This window comes from Nocardia sp. NPDC046763 (genome assembly GCF_040645495.1).
Lineage (GTDB): Bacteria > Actinomycetota > Actinomycetes > Mycobacteriales > Mycobacteriaceae > Nocardia.
This window is the reverse complement of the sequence record NZ_JBEYYI010000013.1, coordinates 138,400-159,336: the sequence shown is the minus strand read 5'-3', so window position 1 is coordinate 159,336 and position 20,937 is coordinate 138,400. Positions and strand designations below refer to the sequence as shown.

Genomic DNA, 20,937 nt, shown 5'->3' with positions numbered 1-20,937 from the left:
ATTCGGTTACCTCACACAGGGAATGCCGCCGGTATCCATCTGCGACAGATCGGTGGCCTCGGGCGCGTTGGCGCCGGGCGCGGTGGCCGAGACCGGGGCGGGCGGGGTGGTGGAGGTGGCCGGAGTCCTGGTGCGGGTGGCCGAGGTAGCCGGATCGGCCTGGTCGATCGGCACATTCGCGAGAGGTCCGCTGCGGGCGTCGGTACCGAGGGTGAGCTGGACGGCCCGGGCTTCCACGGCCGCCGATCCGGTGGCGGTGAGCCCGAGTTGGGCCGCGAGGGCGGTGGCGGCGGATTCGGCGCCCGCCCCGTAGGTGAGCGTGGTGGTGTCGCTGGCCGCGCCGGTGGTCGCGGCGCCCTGCGTGAAACCCTGGGTGGCCAGGGCCTGTTCGACCTTGGCGGCCAGGCCGTTCTCGCCGGAGCTGTTCACGACGTTCAGCACGATCCCGGTGGCGTCCGGGATGGCCGTGGTGGTGGGTGCGGGCGTGGTGGTCGTGGTGGTGCCGGAATCGCCCGGGGACAACAGGTTTCGCACGATGCCCTTGATCTCGTCCGGGTCGACGATATTGATCGACTCTCCCGCGTCGTCGGTGCCGAAGTCCTTGACCGGCAGCGTGTACAGCGACAGCCCGTCGTCGAGCAGCGCGGATGCGCGCTGCGCGAACGACAGTGGGTCCAGGCCGCTGTCGATGGCGGTGTTCTGCTTCGCGATATCGAGCAGCGCGCGCAGCTTGGTGGGACTACCGAGGGTGCCACCGTCCTGCAGCTGCCGGGCCAGGGACACGATGAAGGCCTGCTGGCGGCGGGTGCGGTCCAGGTCGGTGAACAGCGGCTGATCCGGGTCGCGGCGCTGGCGCACGAAGGCCATGGCCTGCGCGGCGTCGATCTGCTGCTTGCCCTTCTTGAAGTTGGCGCCCGAGTAACTGTCGGAGGTGTCCTCGTTGAGACACACCGTGATCGGCTGTTCGGCCTCGGCGATCTGGAAGAAGGCGGCCAGGGTGATCTCGACGAAATGGTCGACGGGCACATTGCCGAGGAACTTGCCGACCGTATTGCTCTCGGCGAGGCGGCCGGCGTCGCGGGACTTCTGATCGAGTTCCAGCGGATCCTTGACCCCGGCGGCGGTGAGCTTGTCCTTGGCCCGCGCGTAGGCGAATCCGTACGCCTGCTTGATCTTTCCCTTGCACGGGGAGGTGGCGCAGGACGCGGGATCGAGGGTGACGTAGTCGTCGCGGGGAATGGAGATGGCGGTGGATTTGGAGCCGTCGCCCGGAATATGCACCAGAATCAGCACATTCGCATTGAAGCCGCCCTCGCTGTCGTCCCCCGCGTGGAGCGCGTCGTACATGTCCTGGGGCAGTGGACTGCCGTGCTCGTCAAGGCGGCTGTCCAGGCCCATGACCAGAATGTTCTGGGTCTTGCCGGTGGATTTGGGGCCGTCCGGAGTGACACCGGAGATGGTCAGCCCGCTCAATTCCTGATGGTATCTACGCCAGGCCGCGCCGGTGGCGGTCAGCGCCGCGACCGCCAGCAGGGCCATTGCCACCCGCCCGGCCGCCAGCGCCCGGTGTGTTCGCTCGGGGCGTTCACGAGGGCTGCGGGCGGCGGGCGGGCGGGGTCTGGACCGGCTGGGTCTCGTCGGGCGTAGCGGCACCGTGGCGGGGTCGTACGCAGCCGATTGCCTCCCCCGACGATCTCGAGCATGCGTCATGCCCACCGAGACTAGCCGTTATACGGCGCTGCCCGAGTGCTTGCGGGAGAGCAGGGGGTAGCCCGCGCAGACCAGGACGCCCCAGACCAGACCGACCACGAGGGCGCTGCGGCCGTCCTCGGTGCAGAACAGCAGGACGACGACCAGGGCCAGGAAGGCCAGGGCGAGCACCGTGGTGACGGGTGCGCCCGGCAGGCGGTAGTCGCTGCCCGGCAGCACACCCTGCTTGACGCGGAGGCGGTAGAGCAGGTGACAGACCAGGATCACGCCCCACACGAAGATGATGCCCATGGTGGACACCGAGGTGATGTAGCCGAAGGCCTTGTCCGGCGAGAAGTAGTTCACCGCCACGCCGATCACCATGACCGCCGCCGACACCGCGATACCGGCCGCGGGCACCGATCGCCCGCTCAGCGAGCCCAGGGCGGCCGGGGCCTCCTCGCGCTGCGAGAGGCTGCGCAGCATGCGGCCGGTGGAGTAGATGCCAGAGTTGCAGGACGACAGCGCCGCGGTCAGCAGCACGAAATTGATGATGCCGGCCGCGCCCGGGATACCGATCTGCTCGAAGATCTCCACGAACGGGCTGCGGCCCGCGTGGAAGGTGCGCCAGCTCGACACCGACATGATGACCACGAGGGCGCCGACATAGAACAGGCCGATGCGCAACGGCAGGCTGTTGATCGCCTTGCGCAGCGTGCGCTTGGGGTCGCGGGCCTCACCCGCGGTGACGCCCACCAATTCCACACCGACGTAGGCGAATACCACGATCTGCAGGGCCAGCAGCGCCTGCCCGAAACCGTTGGGGAACACGCCGCCGTCGTTCCACAGGTTGGTGACGGTCGGGTTGGTGGCGTGGCCGAAGTGGAAGATCAGCACGCCGACGCCGATCACGATCATGGCCACGATGGCGGTCACCTTGATGGTGGAGAACCAGAATTCGCCCTCGCCGAACAGCCGCACCGACACCAGGTTGGCGATGAACATGATGCCCAGCACTACCAGCGCGGTCACCCACTGTGGGATGTCGAACCAGTACTGCACGTACTTGCCGGCCACGGTGATCTCGGCCATGCAGGTGGCCACCCAGACCGCCCAGTAGGTCCAGCCGGTGGCGAAGCCCGCGAAGCGGCCCAGGAACTCATTGGCGTATTCGGCGAAGCTGCCGGTGACGGGCCGGTAGGTGAGCAGTTCGCCCAGGGCTCGCATGATCACGAAGATGGCCAGGCCGGCGGCCAGATAGCAGAGGATGAGCGCCGGGCCGGCCTTCTCGATCGCGCCGCCCGCGCCGTAGAACAGGCCGGTGCCGATCGCGCCGCCGATGGCGATCATCTGGATGGTGCGCGGCGACAGGCCGCGGGAATACCCCTCGTCGTCCGTGGGTGCGGTACCGGTGTCCGGTAGCTGCCTTTCCGAGGCTGTCAAATGCGGTTCCTCTCGCGTGCGTGCGCCCGGAACTCGCCGTTCGTGATCGGGAGCCACCGGCCGCGCCGAGCCTGCCGGCGGTTTGCCGGGCTCGGTCCAACGGCGTGCCACGCTACCGGAGTGGTATGTGCGGGGTCACAGTCGCCACCGCACGTGGCGTGCGGTCAGCTGCCCTCGTCGATCAGCTCGAGGCCGGTGACGACCTCGGCCTCGATGCGGATGACGTGATCCATCGGCAGGTTGATCCAGGGATCGAGCAGCGTCTCGTAGCGCTGTACCTGTTCGGGATCCATGATCACCCGCGCGACGCCGGTGACGATCACGCTCCAGCCCTGCCGGGTGTGCTCGTCGAACGAGTCGGCCTCGTACGCCACCACCTGGCCGTCACCACGCAGCAGGCTGGCGCCCAGATGCGCCCGCACCACCACGACATCCTCTTCGACGATGTGATTGACCGGCCGGATGATCGGAAGTCCCCGGCGCGAGTAAACAATTCGCCCGTATTGCGCGCCGGCCAGCCTTTTCAGTGACTCTGCAGCCGAGAGCTCGCGCAGCTTTCGTGCCCCAACGCCACCCATTCCTTCGATTGTGGTCGATCGCTTGCGATTACGCCAATTGCCTTGCCGCATCTCATGGTTCACTCCCAGCATCGGCGCTGAGATGGCACCGCGCCAGCGAACCGCCGGCACCGTGTCGGCGCGGGCGGCACCGCTCTTGCTGGTGCACACGCGATCGTCAAGAGCCCGTCGCATCGGACGACGCGGCGGCCGCGCGTCATCTGCGCCACCGGGCCCCCGCGACCGGCGCGTGAGATCAGCGGTGAGCTCGGTCGCGTCGAACGGTCCTCGGTCCCGCCACCAGCTCCACGGCGAGCAGAGCGGCGACGGTGACGAGCACTGTCGCATGCGGCGATCACAGCGTCGACGGTTTCGTCGGAGCCGTCCCTGAACAGCGATCCGTACAACTTCCTGATCAGGGTATGCCGACCGGACATGCCCCTCCGCGCTTCGTCAACCACCGCTGGCGGTTCAGTCCAGCCCGCAGCCGCGGCCCCTCAGCGCACCGGGGGCACCGTGACGAGGGCTGGGGGCTTGTCGGTGCGCAGCCCCTTCCAGCTGGGAATGCGCAGTCGCTCACCGGAGAATTCGCGGTATTCCACGTCCGCGACCAGGACGGGTTCGACCCAGTGCCAGCCGCCCGCGGCGGCTTCCGGCGGGGGCTGATCGAAAGGGCTTGCGGAGACGCCGATCTCGTCGAGCGCGTGCCGCAGTACGCGGCGGGCGGCCAGGGTGAAGCCGGTACCCACGTTCCCGATATAGACCAGCCGACCGGTTTCATCGTGCGCCCCCATGACCAACGACCCGAACGTGGCCCCGAACCCGCCCGCGCCGGGTGTCCAACCCGCCACCACCACTTCGGTGTTCTGCCGCAGCGGTGTCTTGATCCAGGCCGGCGACCGGCGCCCCGGCAGGTACACCGAATCCGTCCGCTTGGACACGATCCCCTCGATCCGATGCTCCCGCGCCACCTCCAGCAACCGACCCGCATCCACATCGAGCCAGTGCGGCGGCACCGACAGCGGTTCGGGCGCGTCCAGCTCCAGCAGTCGCGCCCGGCGCTGCAGATACGTCTCACCCGTGACATCGACCCCATCCACCCGCAGCACATCGAAGATGAAGAACCGCACCGGCACCTCCGCCACCAGCTGCTCCCCCGGCCGCGCCACATGCATGCGCCGCTGCAACAACCCGAACGAGGGTGCGCCGTCACGATCCGGCGCCACGATCTCGCCGTCCAATATCAGAGATCCCTTGCCGGACAGGGCTTTCAGGCCCGCGACTATCTCCGGGTACGCCGCGCTGACGTCATTGCCGTTGCGGCTGAACAGTCCGCACTGCCCGCCCTCGCACACCGCGATGATGCGGACCCCGTCCCACTTCATCTCGATCGCCCACCCGGGCCCGCCCGGCGGCGACCCCCCGGTCGCCAGCATGGGCGCGGGGCCACGGCGGACGGACGCGGCCATCCTCGCCGCTACCTGTGCCGACAACCGGGCGAAGGAGACATGCTCGGGAGTTTGCTATCAGGTTGCATCTCCGTCGCAACGCCGCGCCGGGAACGACCGGTTCGTTACGGTCCACGCGCCGGCAGCCGCCCTACTGGCCGGACATGACCGTCGCGGCGGCGGACATCTGATGGGACTCGCCGGACAAACCCACCGTTCCGGGGTTTGACCAGCGGATGAACGGGCATTGCCCCACTATGTTCACAATCATCGGGCTCATCGCTCTGCTGGGTGCTGTGACCGTGGGTGTGGCCGGGATCCAGGCCAACAGCGGTGGCACACATGTGCTTCCCAATGGCTTCACCGTTTTCGACCACACTTATCACGGATCCGCCGGGCTGCTGTTCGCCTACGGGATCCTGATCGGCGGTATCGGCACGGCGGGATTCATCCTCACGCTGGCCGGAATCTGGACCACGTCGCGGCGCGGGGTGGTCGCACGGCGCGAGCTGCGCCAGTCGCGGCGCGAGATGGCTGCGGCGCGAAAGGAACTCGCGAAACCGGTGCCGGCGGCCACGGCGGCGCGTAACGTGAAGCCGCCCCGGCAGCCGGTGGTTCCCATGGCCAAGACGACGCCGAAACGTGTATTCGTGAAGCCGAATTGGTCGGTCAACCGCTTCCTCAACCGTCCGGGGACACCCGCGAAAACCGAATCCGCCGTCAAATAGGACTCCGGTCCGCAGAGGACAATCGAATGCTCGCCGTGCTCGGCCTCGCGTTGCTCGACGCGGGCTGGCTCATCGCCACCCCGGCCCTCACCGCCCTCGGGATCATCGTGCTGACCGTGGCCCTGATCCGCTGGCTGCTGGGCGCACCCGCCCGCTACCTCGCCCATCCGCGATACTGATCGCGACCGGCCGCGCCGACCGAGGTTCGCCCGGTCGGCTAGCGTCCCTGACATGACGGTGACGGTGCTGGTTCCCGACGACCATGGTTTCGCGGCGGTCTCCCGGCTCGAGGGGGCGCGGCCGCTGCGCTACACCCTCGGCGAGCCGCTGCCCGCCGGGGCGGATGCGGCGGAGGTCCTGGTGCCCGCCTTCCTCGCGAATCGGCCGGAGAACATGGCGCTGGCGCGGTCGCTGCCGAAGCTGCGGCTGGTGCAGCTGCTGACCGCGGGCGCCGAAACCTGGGTGGGCGCGCTGCCGGATCAGGTGATGATCTCGACCGGCCGCGGTGCGCACGGGGCGAGCACCGCCGAGTGGACGCTCACCGGATTGCTCACGGTCTACCGGGAATTCACCGAATTCGCCGTGGCCCAGCGCGAACACCGCTGGATCCAGCACCGCACGGATACCTTGCACGGCAAGCGAATCCTGATCATCGGTGCGGGTGATCTGGCAACGGAGTTGCAGCGCATGCTGCTGCCCTTCGACACCACAGTCGAACTGGTCGGTACGCATGCCCGGGAGGGCGTGCACGACGTCGGCGAAATCCCCGACCTGCTCCCGCATTTCGATGCGGTCGTGCTCATGGTTCCGGTCACCTCGGCCACCATCGGCATGGTCGATGCGGCGTTCCTGGCCCGCATGCCCGACCGCGCGATTCTCGTCAATGCCGCCCGCGGCCCTGTGGTCCGCACCGACGACCTGCTGGCCGAACTGCAATCCGGCCGGCTGCGCGCCATCCTCGACGTCACCGACCCGGAACCACTGCCCGCCGACCACCCACTGTGGGACGCACCGGGGCTGCTGCTCACCCCGCACGTCGGCGGCAGCAGTAGCGGAAACCTGCAGCGCGGCTGGACCATCGCCACCGCGGAGATCGCACGCTACCTGGCGGGCGAGCCGCCACAGAACCTGATCAACGGCGAATACCGAACCGGCGCAGCCGATCCCACCCCGCTACAGGGTGTCCTTCCCGATCGGCCGATTGATGCCACGCCACTCACGCTCCCAGCGCGCATAGCGTCGGGCGTCGAACACCGTGCCCGTGAACCACACGGTCGCGGCGGCCGCACACCACGTCTCGACCAGCACCGCGAGCCCGGTTCCGATCCCCTCAGCGGCCGCGGCTCCCGGCCGCGCGGGCGCCTGCGTCGGCTGCCCGTTCTTGATCCACACCGTCACCGTGGCCCCCGCAACCTGCGGTCCGGGCACGTCCACGGTGGCGGTCTCGGTCTTGCCGTCGCTGTTCCACTGCACGGGCGCCTGATACCGCGCCTGATTGCCCGCGTAATGATCCGAATCCGGCAGCCGCACGGCATCCGCGGTCTCGGTGGCCGTCACCCTGGCCTTCCCCGCATCCTGCGCCGCGATCCGCTCCTGCGCCCCGGTATAACTCACGCTCCCCACCGCCCCAGCCACCGGCACCGCCGCGACCACGACCACCACGGCCACCGCCCGCAGCACCACCTCGGCCCGATCCGAGACACGCAGCAGCGGATTCGGGTTCCATGGCCGCACCCGCCAGAGCCGAGTCGGCAACGAAGGACGCATCGACACCTGGACCGCCTCTCCACGCGTCGTCGTACCGCTTACATCGGTAGCTGTACCCCCTTCGATACGCCACCAACCAGCCGAACGTCAAGGTCAGCGCGTCGTGACTCCCTTACGCTGCGGCCAGATTCCACTGTTGCGCCAACTTTAGGCTCATCAGCGACTCTTGACCGGCGGAGTTGTCGACTGCTGGACGAATGCAACCGTCGCGATCGATGGAGTGGAGAGTGGCGATCGCAGACGGATCCGCACGGCCGAGCCGGACACTTGCCCTCGCCGATTCCGCCGTCCTCCCGACGACGTGCGTTGCGACGGTGTTCCTGAAGTTGCTTGCCGAACCGAACCCATGACGACGACTCGATGAGCGGCGGGCCGGCCAACTCACCTGAGCACCGCTGTCTCCCAATGCATCAGGTCCTCCGTCGGTGAGCGTGGCCTGCGATCTACGGGACCGCGTCCTCGCCGGACCCGGTCCCGTGGATCGCAATCGTCCCGGGGACGGTGGTGAGGCCCGTGAGGGCGAGGTCGAGGAGCCGGTCGGGTTGGCCCGCATCGGAGGCATGTGCGGCCGCCAGCCCGATTCCTGCGACCAGGTGGATGAGGTCGTCGATGGAGACATCGGCGCGGACGGCGCCGACGCGTTGGGCTCGCTCCACGAGTTCGACGGCCGCCTCGCGGATGACGGTGTGGCAGTCGACCTCCGAGTGGGCCGCGCTGGTGAGTATCGCCGCTCCGAGACCCCGGTCGGACTTGGCGTGAACCAGCAGGGCACGCAGCCATTCCACAAGCGCGGCAACGGCATCTGCCGCCGATGACAGTTCTTCCCCGTGTCGAGCGAGGGCGGCGATGCGTTCCTTCAGCACGGCGGCTTGCAGGTCCTGGCGGGTCGGGAAGTGGCGGTACAGCGTGCCGGGGCCGACCTCGGCGCGGCGGGCGATCTCATTGAGCGACGCATCGGGACCCGACTCGGCGAATACCGCACTCGCGGCGGCGATTACGCGGTCGTAGTTGCGTTGCGCGTGTGATCTCATCCCACCTCTGGCATTCCGGAGAAGTTCTCCGTATCGTACCCCACAGAAAACCGGAGAAGTTCTCCGATTTGATTGGGAGCAACACATGACACAGCGAGACGTGGGCACTGTCGGCCTCTGGACATGGGCCTTCGACAGGCAACCGGCCAATCTGGTGCGGGAGGCCGCCGCGGAGATCGAGGAACTCGGTTTCGGTGCTCTGTGGTTCGGCGAAGGGTTCGGTCGAGATTCCATCGGCCAGGCATGGCTGCTGCTGTCGGCCACCGAACGCATCGTCGTCGCCGCGGGCATCGCCAATGCCGCGCTGCGTGATCCGATCACGATGGCCACCGCCGAACGCACGCTCGGGGAGGCCTTTCCGGGTCGCTACGTGCTCGGGATCGGCGGCCATCGAGTGGGCGGGCGGGCGGTCGAGGCCGGCGGATACACAATCCCCGCAGGCGGTAAACCCCTGGCTCTGATGCGGGGTTATCTCGAGGCGATGGACGCGGTACCGCAGCACGGCCCCGTCCCCGATCCGGCGCCGCGCCGGGTACTCGCGGCGCTGGGGCCGAAGATGCTCGCCCTCGCGGGAGAGCGGACCTGGGGAGCGCACCCCTACTTCGCTCCCGTCGCGCACACCGAGCGAGCACGAGAGATATTGGGGCCGAAGCCATTCCTCGGTGTGGAGCAGCCGGTGGTGCTCGACACCGATCTCGCTCGCGCCCGCGCGACAGCCCGCGCCTATGTCGGCGCGTACGTCTCGCAGGCTCCGCACCAGGCGGCGAACGTACGCCGGCTCGGTTTCGATGACGGCGACATCGCGGGCCCCAGCGATCGGCTGGTGGACGCGATCGTGGCCTACGGCGGCCTCGAGGCGATTCGGCAACGAGTGGACCGTCACCTCGCCGCTGGGGCCGATCACGTCTGCCTGCAGGTTGTCGGCACCGACCCAGCCGCCCTCCCGCTACCTGCGTGGCGCGAACTCGCAACGATGGTGCCGGGCATCCGAAACCCGCGCCTCACCGCGTGATCTGACGACGAGGGGCGGCCGCCGACCGGCGGCGGGTGTCCGACACTGCGATCACGGCACACGAACCCAGGAGCCCGGGAGCTGGCGTACAGGGTGACGGTGCCCAGTCAGAGCGCGGACCGCAAAGTGCTGCGGCAGAACATTATTCCCCTGATCGAGGGGCCGCTCTCCCGGCCGGGCGGGTTTGGTGACAGTGGAATTCGAGCCGGGTCAGGACTGGGTAGCTTCCTTGGACTGGCCGGACATGACGTCACCGATCGGACGCGGGGCGAGGAGATGGCGGTGCAGGAAGGACAGTTCTGCTTCGACGGTCTCTTCGTGCGATTCCAGATAGGTCGCGTAGTGCCCGCCGGGTACGCGGACCAGCTCTGACCTCGGGGCTTGTGCGGCGACGCGGAGTGCGGGGGCGGTGAGGGCGGATTGGTCCTGGTTGCAGGCGATGACCAGGAGGGGGCAGTGGATGTGGGAGGCGTGGCGGCCGGGGCGGTAGAGCGCGGTGCGGAGGGCCGAGCGGGCGGCTACGGACTGTTGCCAAGTCGGGTATCTGCCGTCGGGGTCGAGGGCGTGCGGCATGTCCGGGGCGTCCGGTGTCGTGAGGGCCGCGACGGTTCCCGGGTCGCCGACCAGGGGAATCAGCACGGGTGGGCTGCCGACCAGACCGGCCGCGATGTCGAGGAGGGCGCGGCCGGTGAAACGCAGCAGGGCGAGGGGCTTCTGGTAGCGAGATGCGTTGCGGGAGATCGCGGGTCCGTCGGCATGGGGAGATTGGGCGATCGCGGCGGCCAAGCCCGGGTGATGTGCCGCGATGTTCAGGACGTGGCCGCCGGACAGCGAGTGGCCCCAGAGGGCGAGCTTGGCCGGGTCGACTTCCGTTAGGGCCGAGGCGAATTCGATGGCGGCTCGCCAATCGTCGAGTTGCTCGCGGACGCGGACGACCTGGCGCGGCATGCCGCTACTTTCGCCGAGGTGCCGATAGTCGAAGGCGAGGACGGTGAATCCGGCCTGATGGAATCGTTCGGCGAACCGGTCGGTGCCCGGTTCCTTGGTGACCGCGATGGCTCCGGCCATGATCACGCAGGCGCCGTTGGTTCCTGGATAGTGCCAGGCCGCGCATTCGTCACTGCCACTGGTGAAGCGACGCTTCTTCCGTTCGATGGACATTTCGCACACCGGCCTTTCGGTGGGTCCTTGACGACATGAAGTGAACCACCTGGTTCACTTCATGTCAATGGCGAGGACCCCCGTCGCAATACCGTGCGGGACAGGACTATTCGCCGGCGGCTTCTTCCCGGTCCAGGGCGCGGGCCAGCGCCTCGAGCCCGGCCTCGGCGCCGGCGGTATCCCCACTGGTCAGCCAGTCGATCAGGAAGCCGCGCAGGGCCGCCAGGATCAGCTCGGCCACCTCCCGCTTCCGCCGCTCCGGCCAGGCCACCGGGCACAGTGAAAGCAACAGCGGCAGATACTGTTTCGAGGCCTCCCGGCCCAGCGCGGCGTGCCGCTGCGGGTCGTACATCGCCAGCCCGATGGCCTGATCGAGGACTCGCAGTCCGGTTTCCGCGTCGACGAGCACCGGCCACAGCGCCCGCACCCGCGCCGACAGCGTCGGTTGCTGCCGGTCGAGTATCGCGAAGGCGGCGCCGATCCGCCTGTCCCGCAAGACCACGATCGCCTGCACGAGCAGGTCGTCGACGCCGTCGAAGTGGTAGAGCAGCACCTTGTGGGTGGTGCCGGCCGCCCGCGCCGCCCGCCGCAGCGAGAAGTCCACCAGGCCGTTGGCCGCGAGATCGTCGGTGACCCGGTCGAGCAGGTCGTCGCGCCGGGCCGTACCGCGGGCCGAACCCGTGGATCGCCGGTAGCCCGCGGGCCCCGGAGTACCGGGCTCGGCGTCCGCTTCCTCGGGCTGAGACGGTGTCGTACGGGCCATGCGGATGAACCTACCTGCGGCGGGCAGGGGCGGGCTCAGCGCACGTAGGACAGGATGCTCATCATGCCCGCTTCTCCGTGGTAGGCGTTGTGGCAGTGCAGCATCCATTGACCGGGGTTGTCGGCGTCGAGGTCGACATCGACCGTCTGCATGGGCAGCACGATGGAGGTGTCCTTGCGCAGCCCGGATCCGGCTCGGTCGACGAGCTGGAAGGTGTGGCCGTGCAGGTGCATCGGGTGGTACATCATGGACTGGTTTCGGAAGCGCAGGCGGATCCGTTGCCCCTGGGAGACATTCAGGGCGGTGTGGTCGGGATAGGCCTTGCCGTTGATGGTCCAGACGTATTTCTTCATGTCGGAGCCGAGGGTGACGTCGAGGGTCTGATCGGGCCGCTTCGCCTGCAGGCGAACCGGTTCCGCGGCGGTGAGGCGATCGGCCGTCAGCGGCGCGACCGCGAGTTCGGCCGGTTGCACGTCGGCCGGGGGTGGCGTGCCGCCGCCGGTGCGGATCAGCGCGAAACCGCGGCCGATCTTGCCTTCCGCGGCTGCGACCAGCGGGAAGACGCCGTCCGCCAGTTCGACGATGACGTCGTAGCGTTCGCCCATGCTGATGAGCAGACTGGAGGTCGTGATCGGCTGCACCGGGAAGCCGTCGGTGTGGGTGACCCGCAGCTGATGTCCGCCGAGGGCGACCCGGAACGCCGTGTCGGCGGCGGCATTGATGATCCGCAGCCGGATGCGCTGCCCCGGTCGCGCGGTGACGACGGCTGGGTCGCTGCCCGGGCGGCCGTTGATCAGGAAGTACGGGTAGGTGACGTCGCCGGCGTCGGAGCCGAGCGGCGTGTTCGGGTCTGCGGGCGTGGACATTCCGCCCGAGCCCATGGTCATGCCGTCGTGGTTCATGCCCGGCATCCCGCCCATGGCCATGCCCGCCATGCCCTTGTCCCGCAGGGCCTGCAGCTCCTTGTCCGGGTCACGCCCGTTCACGCCGTCGAGCCAATCGTCGAGCACCACAACGGCTTCGGTGTCGTAGTCGCGGCCGTCGGCGGGATCCTCGACGACGAGGGGTGCGTACAGGCCCCGGTCGAGTTGCACCCCGACGTGCGGGTGGAAGAAGTACGTGCCGGAGTCCGGCGCGGTGAACTCGTAACCGAAGCTGCCTCCGGCCGCGATCGGCGCCTGGGTGACGTCGGGGACGCCGTCCATATCGTTGCGCAGGGCGATGCCGTGCCAGTGCACCGTGGTCGGCGCCGGGAGCGCGTTGATGACACTGGCGCGCACCACCTCGCCTTTGGCGATGCGGATTTCCGGGCCGGGTACCGCTCCCCCGAATGCCCAGGTCGGCACCTGTACGCCACCGAGGTCGACGGTGGTCGGCTCGGCGCGCAGCGTCACGTCGCGGACGGCGGCGCCGGTCGTGCGGCGCGCGGCCTCCGCGGCCCGGACCGCCTCGGAATCGGGCTGCACGAGGCTGGGCGCGGCTGTCGTGTTCTTCGTGCACGCGGCCAGTGTCGCGGCCGCCGCGGCACCCGCTCCGAGCGCTAGGAATCCGCGCCGGTTCAGTGCCGACGCGAGTGGAAATCGATTGGAGGACATGACTTCTCCCTGGTTGGTCGAATGTGGGGCACACCGCGCCATGGTCGGCGGCGGCCGGGATCACCAAGTCGGCCGCGACCGGTGGGCGCGGCGGACCTGTCAGATCCGCAGAATCGACAGTTCGGCCAGGGTGGGGACCGTCCACGGCGGTGGACGGGCTCGATGGATTCGCAGGGTCGGGAAGTTCGGTGGGCGGGCGTCACGGGGCCGGTCGCCGGCCCAGTGCGGCAGCACGAGGCCGATCGCGACCGTCACCGCCGAGAGGACGAGGAATTCGCAGGCGTGACCGAGACCGTGCCCGCCGGGCTTGTCGCCGTGCGTCCCCGTGTCGTGTCCCGACTGCGGGGCGGAAGGCATCGCGACCATCGACGAGGACATCTCGGAACCCAGCGTGCTGCCGTGTGCCGAGAACACACCCGCATGCATGGCGGCGATCCCGAGTAGGAGCGCCAGCACTCCGAGCAGCCGGACGTATCCGGTCACTCGCGGCGCAACACGCGGATCGGCCACGTCAGCCAGCATAGCCCTGCTCGGCATGCCACCCCCTGGGGGTATCTGCCACGAACCTTACGCGCGGTGGTCCGCATCACAGCACCATCCGACCGCTACTTCCAGGTCAGCAGCTCACCGACCGAGAGCCTGCCGCTCGGAATCGCATTCGGCGCACCCGTCGGCAGCGGATCCGGGTACCCGAGGGCGATGGCGTGCCGCGGCAGCCATCCCGGCGCGAGCTCGAGCAATTCGGCTGCGCGAGAAACATTCTCGGTGGGATACAGCGTGGTCGGGCAACTGCCGAGCCCCTGTTCGGCGGCGGCCAGACACAGCGACTGGGTCAGCCGGCCCATGTCGAACTCGGTGTCGGCGAAGCCGTTGTCCCGAGAGGCCAGGACCAGCACCAGGGGCGCGGCGGCGAGATGGACGGCATAGCCGCCGAGCCGGGACAGCTCACCAAGCGCCGCCGGATCGGTGACGGCGACGAAGCGCCAGGGCTGCCGATTGCGCGCGGAGCCGGTCCAGCGGGCCGTATCGACGATGCGCTCGACCACGGGGATCGATACAGGATCCGCCCGGAAATGTCGCACCGCCCGCAGTCCCCGGATCGCTTCGTTCACTCGGCAACCCTATAGCCATCCCACCATCTCGTCGGCGATCCGCTCTGCCGCCCGAAGGCGGGCCGACGCTCCACCTCAGCTGTCACGTTTTGCTCGCCTACCTCGTCGTTGCGGTACCGTCATCGTTGTCGGCGCGTCTCGAACCGACCGCGACTACCGCCCTGGAAGTAACGCACTGCCCGATCATCGGATCTGGACATCCTTCGCAGTACCCCGCACCTGCAAACCGCTAGCGCCCGGTCAATCCACCATCGCTCAGGAGGCTGCCATGGACGACGAAGGTGTCTATCGAGTGCGGTTCAGCGAGTCGTGCACCACGACCGCCGGGGAGGCCACGAAATTCCACGAACTGCTCAGAGCGCTGGGTGGGATGGTCGTGTACGGGGCCTATCCCGGCCCGCTGGTGATCGGTATCGCAGCGGACGCTGCCGGGCACGTCGCGTCCTTCCCGTTCGTCGAATCCGTGGTGTCGGTCACCGACAACTCGGTGGTGAGTGGGTAGCGGCCGGCGCACCGGGCTGTACCGGCGTCCTTCGCGCCCGTGATGCCCGGCCCCTCGGCCTATCTCACCGACGATCCGATCATCGAGGTCGATCACCCGGCGGTCCTGGCGCCCGCGAGATCCGATCGCAGTCGGACAGCGATATCGACTGCGCACGAAGGTCATTCGAGTGGGTACGGGATGAAGTCGATGCCCTGCGGCCGGCGACCGACGTCCTCGCCGTCCACGACATCGGTCTGCCCGCACAGCTGCCGGGACTCGTCGCGGCATTCCCGGCCAGCAGCTTACATACCGGTCGGTCTGTGTAGTCTGAAGTCGCTCCACCGTCACCAGCCGTTCGAGCGGGGAGGTGCGCCATGCCACTCGAGATCGACACCGCGAATGGCGCTTTCGATCTCGTCATGACGGCGGCCGATGCTCCGGTATGGATCGTCACCACCCTCGCCACCGGGCAGCGGGCCGGCTGTCTGGTGGGGTTCTCCGGGCAGGTCAGCATCGAGCCGCGCCGGTTCCTGGTTTGCCTGTCGAAACGAAACCACACCTATCGTGTCGCGGCCCGGGCAGACCACCTGGCGGTCCACCTGCTGTCACACGAGTCCCTTGCCCTGGCGCATCTCTTCGGCTCCGAAACCGGGCTCGACCTCGACAAGTTCGACCACTGCGATTGGCAAGAAGGGCCGCACGCGCTGCCGATCCTGACGGCGACGGCCGGCTGGTTCATCGGCGAGATCCTGGACCATACCGATTTCGGCGACCACGCCGGCTTCCTTCTCGCCCCCACCGCGGCCCGACCACCCACGCCGGACACTCCCCCGCTCCGCTACGCCGCGGTCGCCAGCCTCATACCCGGCAACCGGCCCTGACACCGCATCGACCCGGCCATGTTCGGGAACACCACGTTCCTCTTCTGTCGGTGCAGGTCCGTCACAGGAGTCGTGCCATCGGAACCTATTCCGCAGCCGCCGACAGGTTGGGCAGGGTTATCGGGCGGTCGGTCAGGGTGATACGCCGGCCGTGGTGGGTCAGGGTGATGCTGTCGCCGGATTCGAGTCGGTAGGTTGTCGACTCGGCGGTGATATCGACGCGTATCCGGCTGCCGTGCCACAGGATTCGGATGCACAACCGGTGCAGTCGCTCCGGGAGGCGCGGTACGAAGCCGAGGTCACCGTCCTGGTCGCGCGCGCCGCCGAAGCCGCCCACGCAGCTGATCCAGGTGCCCGCGAGCGAGGCGATGTGGATGCCTGCGGATCTTCTGATTACGGCTGAAGGCGTTGGGGCACAGGTACATTGCCACTAGGAGGTCGGCCTACCCGGGCTGCGGGCAGGCATCAGCCCAGAGCGGCGGTGCGGAGTGCGTTCGCGAGGCGGGCCGCGGGGTCGGGCAGGGGTGTGGGCAGGCGGGCCAGCAGCAGGCGGCGGGTCTCGGTGGGGCCGCCCCGGACCGGGAGGGCTCGGACGCCCGCGGGCAGGGCCGGGCGGGCGGACGCGGGGATGGTGGTGATTCCGGCGCCGGAGGCGACGAGCTGGAGTTTGGCGAGCCAGTCGTGGGCGGTGTGGACGATCTCGGGGCGTTCGCCGAGCCCGGGCCAGACGCCCATGGCGTGCTCGCCGTGTGAGCCCGCGATCCAGTGTCGGCCGTGCAGGTCGTGCACGTCGATGTAGTCGCCCCGTGCGAGCGAGTGGTCCGCCGGAACCGCCACCAGCAGTGGGCGTTCCGCGAGGATCTGCGTCAGCAGAGCGGGAGTCTCGCTGTCGAGCGGGCGGAACGGCGGCGCCGAGGACACCAGCGCGAGATCGATCGTGCCCGCGCGCAGCGCCCGGACCAGCGCGGGCGTGCGGGCTTCCCGGGTGATCACCGTGATCCCCGGATGCGTGCGCCGCAACTCGGCCAGCGCGTGCGGCACCAGCCAGGCCCCCGCCGTCGGGAACCAGCCCAGCCGCACGCTGGCCCGATCCTCCGGAAGTCCGGCCAATTCCCTTGCCGTGGCGTCCATCTGGTCGATCACCGCGGCCGCGCGGCGCGCGACCACCTGCCCGGCGGACGTCAGCCGCACCCCGTCGTGGCGGCGCTGCAGCAGCGCGGTGCCCGCCGCCCGCTCCAGCGCGGCGATCTGCCGCGATACCGCCGACTGCGTGTACCCGAGTGCGGTCGCCGCAGCGGTGAGCGTTCCGCGCTCGGCCACCTCCCGGAAGACACGCAACGCGATCAGGGACGCATCACCGAAGGCCATGACATTCACGCATACCACGTCTGAGAGATTCTCGCTGGTCACATGGGAGGGCCCTTTCTAGCGTGGTTGGCATGAGCCGAATGCACACGATCGGAGGATCCGAATGACAAGCCCCACAATCGCTCTCGTCACCGGCGCCACTCAGGGCCTCGGGCTGGCGCTGGCCGAAGGGCTCGCCCAGCGGCTGAGCCCGGCGGACACCGTCTATCTCACCGGCCGGAACCCGGACCGGGTGATGCACGCCGTGCAGAGCCTGCCCGCGGGCGGCGCCCAGGTCCAGGGCGAACTCCTCGACGTGGCCGACCCGCACGCGGCCGACCGCCTCGCGGCCGAACTGCGAAACCGCCACGGCGGCATCGACATCGTGTTCGGCAATGCCGTCATGCGGGTCGGACCCGACGACGACCCGCGCCGGATCGTCGCCGACTACGCGGAGGTCAACAACTTCGGCACCACCCGGCTGCTGCGCGCCTTCGCTCCACTGCTGCGCACGGGCGGCCGCCTGTTCGTGGTCGCCAGCCGGCTGGGCACCCTGCACCATCTCGCCCCGGTCCTGCACCACCGCTTCGACGGCCTGACCTCGCTCGACGAGGTGGATGCCCAGGTCGCCGCGTGGCGCGACGCCGTGGCCGACGGCAGTGCGCGCAGCGAGGCCTGGCCTGGTTTCGTGAACATCCCGTCGAAGATCGGGCAGGTGGCCGCGGTCCGCGCCCTGGCCGGCGCCCGCCGCGACAGCGACCTCGCCCGCGACATCCTGATCGCCGCCGTGTGCCCGGGGATGATGAACACACCAACCTCGGCGCTGTGGTGGGATGTCACCCGCGCACCCACTCCGGCGCAGGCGGCCGCACAGCTACTCGACCTCGCGGTGAAACCGGCCGAGCCCCGGCACTACGGGCAATTGATCCGCTATGGCAGCGTCGTGCCGTGGTCTCCCGGTGAGAGCGGATAATCCCGCCGATACCGGCCCCGAGCGGGCGATCCACTTCGGGCCGTCACCATGGCACCTTGCCATCAAGCCAACCGGGCGGTGAATTAGAAGTGTCTAGTAGGTAAACAACCAGTGGCCGGGCCGGGAAGACTTCAGCGATTGTTCGGCGAATTCTCCTATTTTCCTGGCCTAACGGACCGGCAACGAGATAGCGTCAGGTTCCGTCGATTGCACAAGGGCAAAGTCGGAACGAATGCCCCAGGGGTGATGTTTCGCTCGACGGTTGACGGCATGGGTCGGGGGATCCCGCCGAGCGGAGGACCGCAATCATGAACAGTGCCCAGAAATCGAGTACAACGGCTCACGCGCGTTCACCACAGGGTGAGCGGGCCACCGCGCCGGCCAAGATCCTGGTGGTCGAGAGCAATCCGGCCGTCGCCGAGATCACTGTGCTGGTGCTCGCCGCGGCGGGCTACCACACCTTCCAGACGGCCAGCGGGCGGCAGGCCCTGCGCACACAGGATCGGCTGAAACCCGACGTCATCCTGCTGGACCGGGCGGTGCCCGATGTCGCGGCGGCCGAGCTGTGCCGCGATCTGCGCGCGCGGACCACCGTGCCCATCATCGTGCTCAGCACCGACCACAATCCCGAATCCCTGGAAACGATCCTGGCCGCGGGTGCATCGGAGTGCCTGCTCCTGCCGGTGCACACCCGCGAACTGCTGGAACGCATCGCCTTCCGGCTGCGCGCCCACCGGCCGCCGGGCGCGAGCGCCGACGCCAAGCACGAAACCACGCCGGATCCGAGGCCCTACGCCGCGGCCTGAATCGCGGCGGGCGAAACCGACGACGGACCCCTGCCCGGCGATGCCGCCGGAGCAGGGGATGGGATTCCGGCGGCATCAACTATTCGGGGCCATGCCTCGGAATACCGACGAGACCCACCCGGGCAGTACCGGACGGGCACCCGGTATCACTGCCGATATGCAGAATAGTCCCCAAAACGGCTGTGCGCGTTGATATCTGCCGTCCGGGACCTGACATCTTCGTGAACTGAATTCGCCTGTGCCCCAGCTGCTCCGCTCCGCCGCGACCCGGCGGACGCGCACCGGTGCGCCGCCGAGACCGGCCGCCGCCGGGCCGCGAGCCGTGGTCGCTCTCAGCCGGAGTCGATAGGGTGCGGCGGTGAATACAGCGGAATTGGTTCAGCGGGGCAGCACGGTCGTGGATCGGCTGTCCACGACACAGTCACCGCCGCCGTGGCAACTAGTGGTCGGGACCGGTGTGGTGGCGCTGCTCCTGGTGGCATTCCGGCCGACGTGGCGGATTCTGCGCAATGCGGTAACCATCGCCCACGAGGGCGGGCACGCGTTCACGGCGCTGCTCACCGGGCGGAGGCTCAACGGCATCCGATTGCATTCGGACACTTCCGGACTAACGGTGTCGAGCGGGAAACCCTATGGACTCGGCATGATCCTGACGACCGCGGCCGGCTACCCCGCACCCGCGCTGCTGGGGCTGGCCTACGCGGCGCTGCTGGGCGCGCATCGCATCACGCTCATGCTGTGGCTGACCATCGCGTTGCTGCTGGTGCTGCTGGTGAAGGTGCGCAACTGGTACGGCTTGCTGTCGATCCTGGTGACCGGCGGCGTGGTGTTCGCGGTGTCCTGGTTCGGCAGCGACACCACCCAGGCGGCGCTGGCGTATCTGGCGGCCTGGTTCCTGCTGCTGGCGGCGGTACGGCCGGTGATCGAGTTGCAGCGCAATCGCGCGCACGAGCCGAACTCCGACGCCGACCAGCTGGCCCACCTGACCCGGATCCCGGGCCTGCTGTGGGTGCTGATCTTCGGCGCGATTGCGCTGGGCTCACTGGCCTTCGGCGGGCGGCTACTGCTCGCGGATGTGACCGGGATCTGCGTGCCCCAGCTCACGCACAGCACCTGCGCGGCGTCAACCGCCAGGTGAGCATTCTCCCACCTCAGGGCGAGAGTGGCATCGCTGCAAGGTTTCTGGTGGACGGGGACTAACATTCGCCCTATACCGTCCGGGTGATCCCGAACACCGGATTTGCCTGGATCTCGGCCCGCTCGCACCGCGGCGGGCGCTCGATCGTTGCGGCAAGGAGGGATTCTCGGGATGGAACGACCGGAATGGGCCCCGGAGGGCGTGGACATGACCCGGCCGAGCCCCGCGCGGATGTACGACGCGCTACTGGGCGGCTCGCACAATTTCGAGGTCGACCGGCAGGCCGCCGAGGCGGGCAAGTCTTTGGTCCCCGACCTGCCGCGGCTGGCGCTGAGCAATCGGGCCTTCCTGCGGCGCGCGGTGCGCTTCCTGGTGGATTCGGGCGTGCGGCAGTTCCTCGACATCGGTTCCGGCATTCCGACCGCGGGGAATGTGCACGAGGTGGCGCAGGCCATCGATCCGGAGTGCCGGGTGCTCTATGCCGATATCGATCCGGTGGCCGTGGCCCACTCCCGCGCCATCCTGCGGGGCAATGACCGGACCGCCGCCATCGAGGCCGACCTACGCGAGCCCGCGGCGCTGCTGGAGCAGGCGCGGGGCACCGGCATCATCGATTTCAATGAACCGGTCGGCATCCTTCTCATCGCGGTCCTGCACCTGATGAGCGACGACTACGCCCCCATCGACAAGGTCAACGCGCTCTACGACGCCGTGCCCACCGGCAGCTACGCCGCGATTTCGCATCTCACCTCGGCCACCCGCCCGGACGACGCGGCGAAGCTGGTGGAGAACTCGCAGAATGTGAGCAGGATAGGACTGCAGTTCCGCAGCCGGGGCGAGATCGCCGCGCTGTTCGGCAAGTGGGAGCCGATCGAGCCCGGTGTGGTGGAATTGCCGCTGTGGCGGCCGGAGTCCGACCGTGACCAGCATGAGGCGCCGGGCCGTTCGCTGGGACTGGCGGGTGTGGGCCGCAAGGCCTGAGTGGTTCGGACGAGTCAGGGG

At 68.8% G+C, this 20,937-nt stretch carries 22 protein-coding genes; 10 read left to right on the top strand and 12 right to left on the bottom strand.

The genetic code is table 11. The features are described 5' to 3' along the window. Window positions 1-6 precede the first annotated feature (6 nt). From ABZ909_RS22295 to ligD, 4 genes are all read right to left on the bottom strand, one after another. Complete coding sequence (locus ABZ909_RS22295) at window positions 7-1,710, bottom strand: LCP family protein (protein ID WP_357002607.1); 1,704 nt, start codon at window positions 1,708-1,710, stop codon at window positions 7-9. Between the two features lie 18 nt (window positions 1,711-1,728). After that, a complete protein-coding gene (locus ABZ909_RS22290) occupies window positions 1,729-3,132 on the bottom strand; it encodes an amino acid permease (protein ID WP_357002605.1) in 1,404 nt (467 codons plus the stop codon). Window positions 3,133-3,296: 164 nt separating this feature from the next. Beyond that, complete coding sequence (locus ABZ909_RS22285) at window positions 3,297-3,860, bottom strand: pyridoxamine 5'-phosphate oxidase family protein (RefSeq protein ID WP_357002603.1); 564 nt, start codon at window positions 3,858-3,860, stop codon at window positions 3,297-3,299. A gap of 326 nt (window positions 3,861-4,186) precedes the next feature. Further along, window positions 4,187-5,158, bottom strand: coding sequence for a non-homologous end-joining DNA ligase (ligD, locus tag ABZ909_RS22280; RefSeq protein ID WP_357002601.1), 972 nt, complete (start codon window positions 5,156-5,158; stop codon window positions 4,187-4,189). Between the two features lie 236 nt (window positions 5,159-5,394). On the opposite strand from ligD, the gene ABZ909_RS22275 reads away from it, so the two are divergent. From ABZ909_RS22275 to ABZ909_RS22265, 3 genes are read left to right on the top strand one after another with little or no spacing between them, the layout of a single operon-like run. After that, window positions 5,395-5,865 (top strand): hypothetical protein, encoded by a 471-nt coding sequence (locus ABZ909_RS22275; RefSeq protein WP_357002599.1) that lies wholly within the window; start codon window positions 5,395-5,397, stop codon window positions 5,863-5,865. Between the two features lie 26 nt (window positions 5,866-5,891). Further along, the gene (locus tag ABZ909_RS22270; protein WP_354850676.1) at window positions 5,892-6,044 is read left to right on the top strand and encodes a hypothetical protein; all 153 of its coding nucleotides are present in this window, start codon (window positions 5,892-5,894) and stop codon (window positions 6,042-6,044) included. A 52-nt stretch (window positions 6,045-6,096) separates the two neighbouring features. Further along, window positions 6,097-7,956 (top strand): 2-hydroxyacid dehydrogenase, encoded by a 1,860-nt coding sequence (locus ABZ909_RS22265; protein ID WP_357002596.1) that lies wholly within the window; start codon window positions 6,097-6,099, stop codon window positions 7,954-7,956. Between the two features lie 119 nt (window positions 7,957-8,075). On the opposite strand, the gene ABZ909_RS22260 is transcribed toward ABZ909_RS22265, so the two are convergent. Further along, window positions 8,076-8,663 (bottom strand): helix-turn-helix domain-containing protein, encoded by a 588-nt coding sequence (locus tag ABZ909_RS22260; RefSeq protein ID WP_357002594.1) that lies wholly within the window; start codon window positions 8,661-8,663, stop codon window positions 8,076-8,078. Between the two features lie 85 nt (window positions 8,664-8,748). Here ABZ909_RS22260 and ABZ909_RS22255 point away from each other — a divergent pair, with 85 nt between their 5' ends. After that, a complete protein-coding gene (locus tag ABZ909_RS22255; RefSeq protein ID WP_357002592.1) occupies window positions 8,749-9,675 on the top strand; it encodes a TIGR03620 family F420-dependent LLM class oxidoreductase in 927 nt (308 codons plus the stop codon). A gap of 210 nt (window positions 9,676-9,885) precedes the next feature. Here ABZ909_RS22255 and ABZ909_RS22250 read toward each other — a convergent pair whose 3' ends face one another. The 5 genes from ABZ909_RS22250 to ABZ909_RS22230 form a co-directional block, all read right to left on the bottom strand. Then, window positions 9,886-10,836 carry an alpha/beta hydrolase gene (locus tag ABZ909_RS22250; protein ID WP_357002590.1) on the bottom strand — a complete coding sequence of 317 codons (951 nt, stop codon included), beginning with the start codon at window positions 10,834-10,836 and terminating at the stop codon, window positions 9,886-9,888. 106 nt (window positions 10,837-10,942) lie between these two features. Then, entirely contained in the window at window positions 10,943-11,599 is a 657-nt protein-coding gene (locus ABZ909_RS22245; protein ID WP_357002588.1) for a TetR/AcrR family transcriptional regulator, read from the bottom strand. A 35-nt stretch (window positions 11,600-11,634) separates the two neighbouring features. Then, entirely contained in the window at window positions 11,635-13,194 is a 1,560-nt protein-coding gene (locus tag ABZ909_RS22240) for a multicopper oxidase family protein (RefSeq protein WP_357002586.1), read from the bottom strand. 99 nt (window positions 13,195-13,293) lie between these two features. Beyond that, window positions 13,294-13,704: a DUF6153 family protein gene (locus ABZ909_RS22235; RefSeq protein ID WP_357002584.1), complete on the bottom strand. Its 411-nt coding sequence runs from the start codon at window positions 13,702-13,704 to the stop codon at window positions 13,294-13,296. Between the two features lie 95 nt (window positions 13,705-13,799). After that, the gene (locus ABZ909_RS22230) at window positions 13,800-14,306 is read right to left on the bottom strand and encodes a nitroreductase family protein (RefSeq protein WP_357002582.1); all 507 of its coding nucleotides are present in this window, start codon (window positions 14,304-14,306) and stop codon (window positions 13,800-13,802) included. A gap of 268 nt (window positions 14,307-14,574) precedes the next feature. Here ABZ909_RS22230 and ABZ909_RS22225 point away from each other — a divergent pair, with 268 nt between their 5' ends. Both ABZ909_RS22225 and ABZ909_RS22220 read left to right on the top strand, forming a co-directional pair. Next, window positions 14,575-14,808, top strand: a complete 234-nt coding sequence (locus tag ABZ909_RS22225; protein WP_357002580.1) for a hypothetical protein — start codon at window positions 14,575-14,577, stop codon at window positions 14,806-14,808. A gap of 356 nt (window positions 14,809-15,164) precedes the next feature. Then, on the top strand, window positions 15,165-15,671 hold the full coding sequence (locus ABZ909_RS22220; protein ID WP_357002578.1) for a flavin reductase family protein: 507 nt from the start codon (window positions 15,165-15,167) through the stop codon (window positions 15,669-15,671). 85 nt (window positions 15,672-15,756) lie between these two features. Here the strand turns inward: ABZ909_RS22220 and ABZ909_RS22215 are convergent, their stop codons facing one another. Next, window positions 15,757-16,008, bottom strand: a complete 252-nt coding sequence (locus ABZ909_RS22215; protein ID WP_357002576.1) for a glycosyl hydrolase family 65 protein — start codon at window positions 16,006-16,008, stop codon at window positions 15,757-15,759. Between the two features lie 128 nt (window positions 16,009-16,136). Continuing rightward, window positions 16,137-17,081: a LysR substrate-binding domain-containing protein gene (locus tag ABZ909_RS22210; protein WP_357002574.1), complete on the bottom strand. Its 945-nt coding sequence runs from the start codon at window positions 17,079-17,081 to the stop codon at window positions 16,137-16,139. Window positions 17,082-17,142: 61 nt separating this feature from the next. Here ABZ909_RS22210 and ABZ909_RS22205 point away from each other — a divergent pair, with 61 nt between their 5' ends. The 4 genes from ABZ909_RS22205 (at window position 17,143) to ABZ909_RS22190 (ending at window position 20,916) form a co-directional block, all read left to right on the top strand. Further along, window positions 17,143-17,991 carry an SDR family NAD(P)-dependent oxidoreductase gene (locus ABZ909_RS22205; protein WP_357002572.1) on the top strand — a complete coding sequence of 283 codons (849 nt, stop codon included), beginning with the start codon at window positions 17,143-17,145 and terminating at the stop codon, window positions 17,989-17,991. A 308-nt stretch (window positions 17,992-18,299) separates the two neighbouring features. Beyond that, complete coding sequence (locus ABZ909_RS22200) at window positions 18,300-18,797, top strand: response regulator (RefSeq protein WP_357002570.1); 498 nt, start codon at window positions 18,300-18,302, stop codon at window positions 18,795-18,797. 358 nt (window positions 18,798-19,155) lie between these two features. Beyond that, window positions 19,156-19,935, top strand: a complete 780-nt coding sequence (locus ABZ909_RS22195; protein ID WP_357002568.1) for a M50 family metallopeptidase — start codon at window positions 19,156-19,158, stop codon at window positions 19,933-19,935. Between the two features lie 171 nt (window positions 19,936-20,106). Next, on the top strand, window positions 20,107-20,916 hold the full coding sequence (locus tag ABZ909_RS22190; protein ID WP_357002566.1) for an SAM-dependent methyltransferase: 810 nt from the start codon (window positions 20,107-20,109) through the stop codon (window positions 20,914-20,916). Window positions 20,917-20,937: the final 21 nt, after the last annotated feature.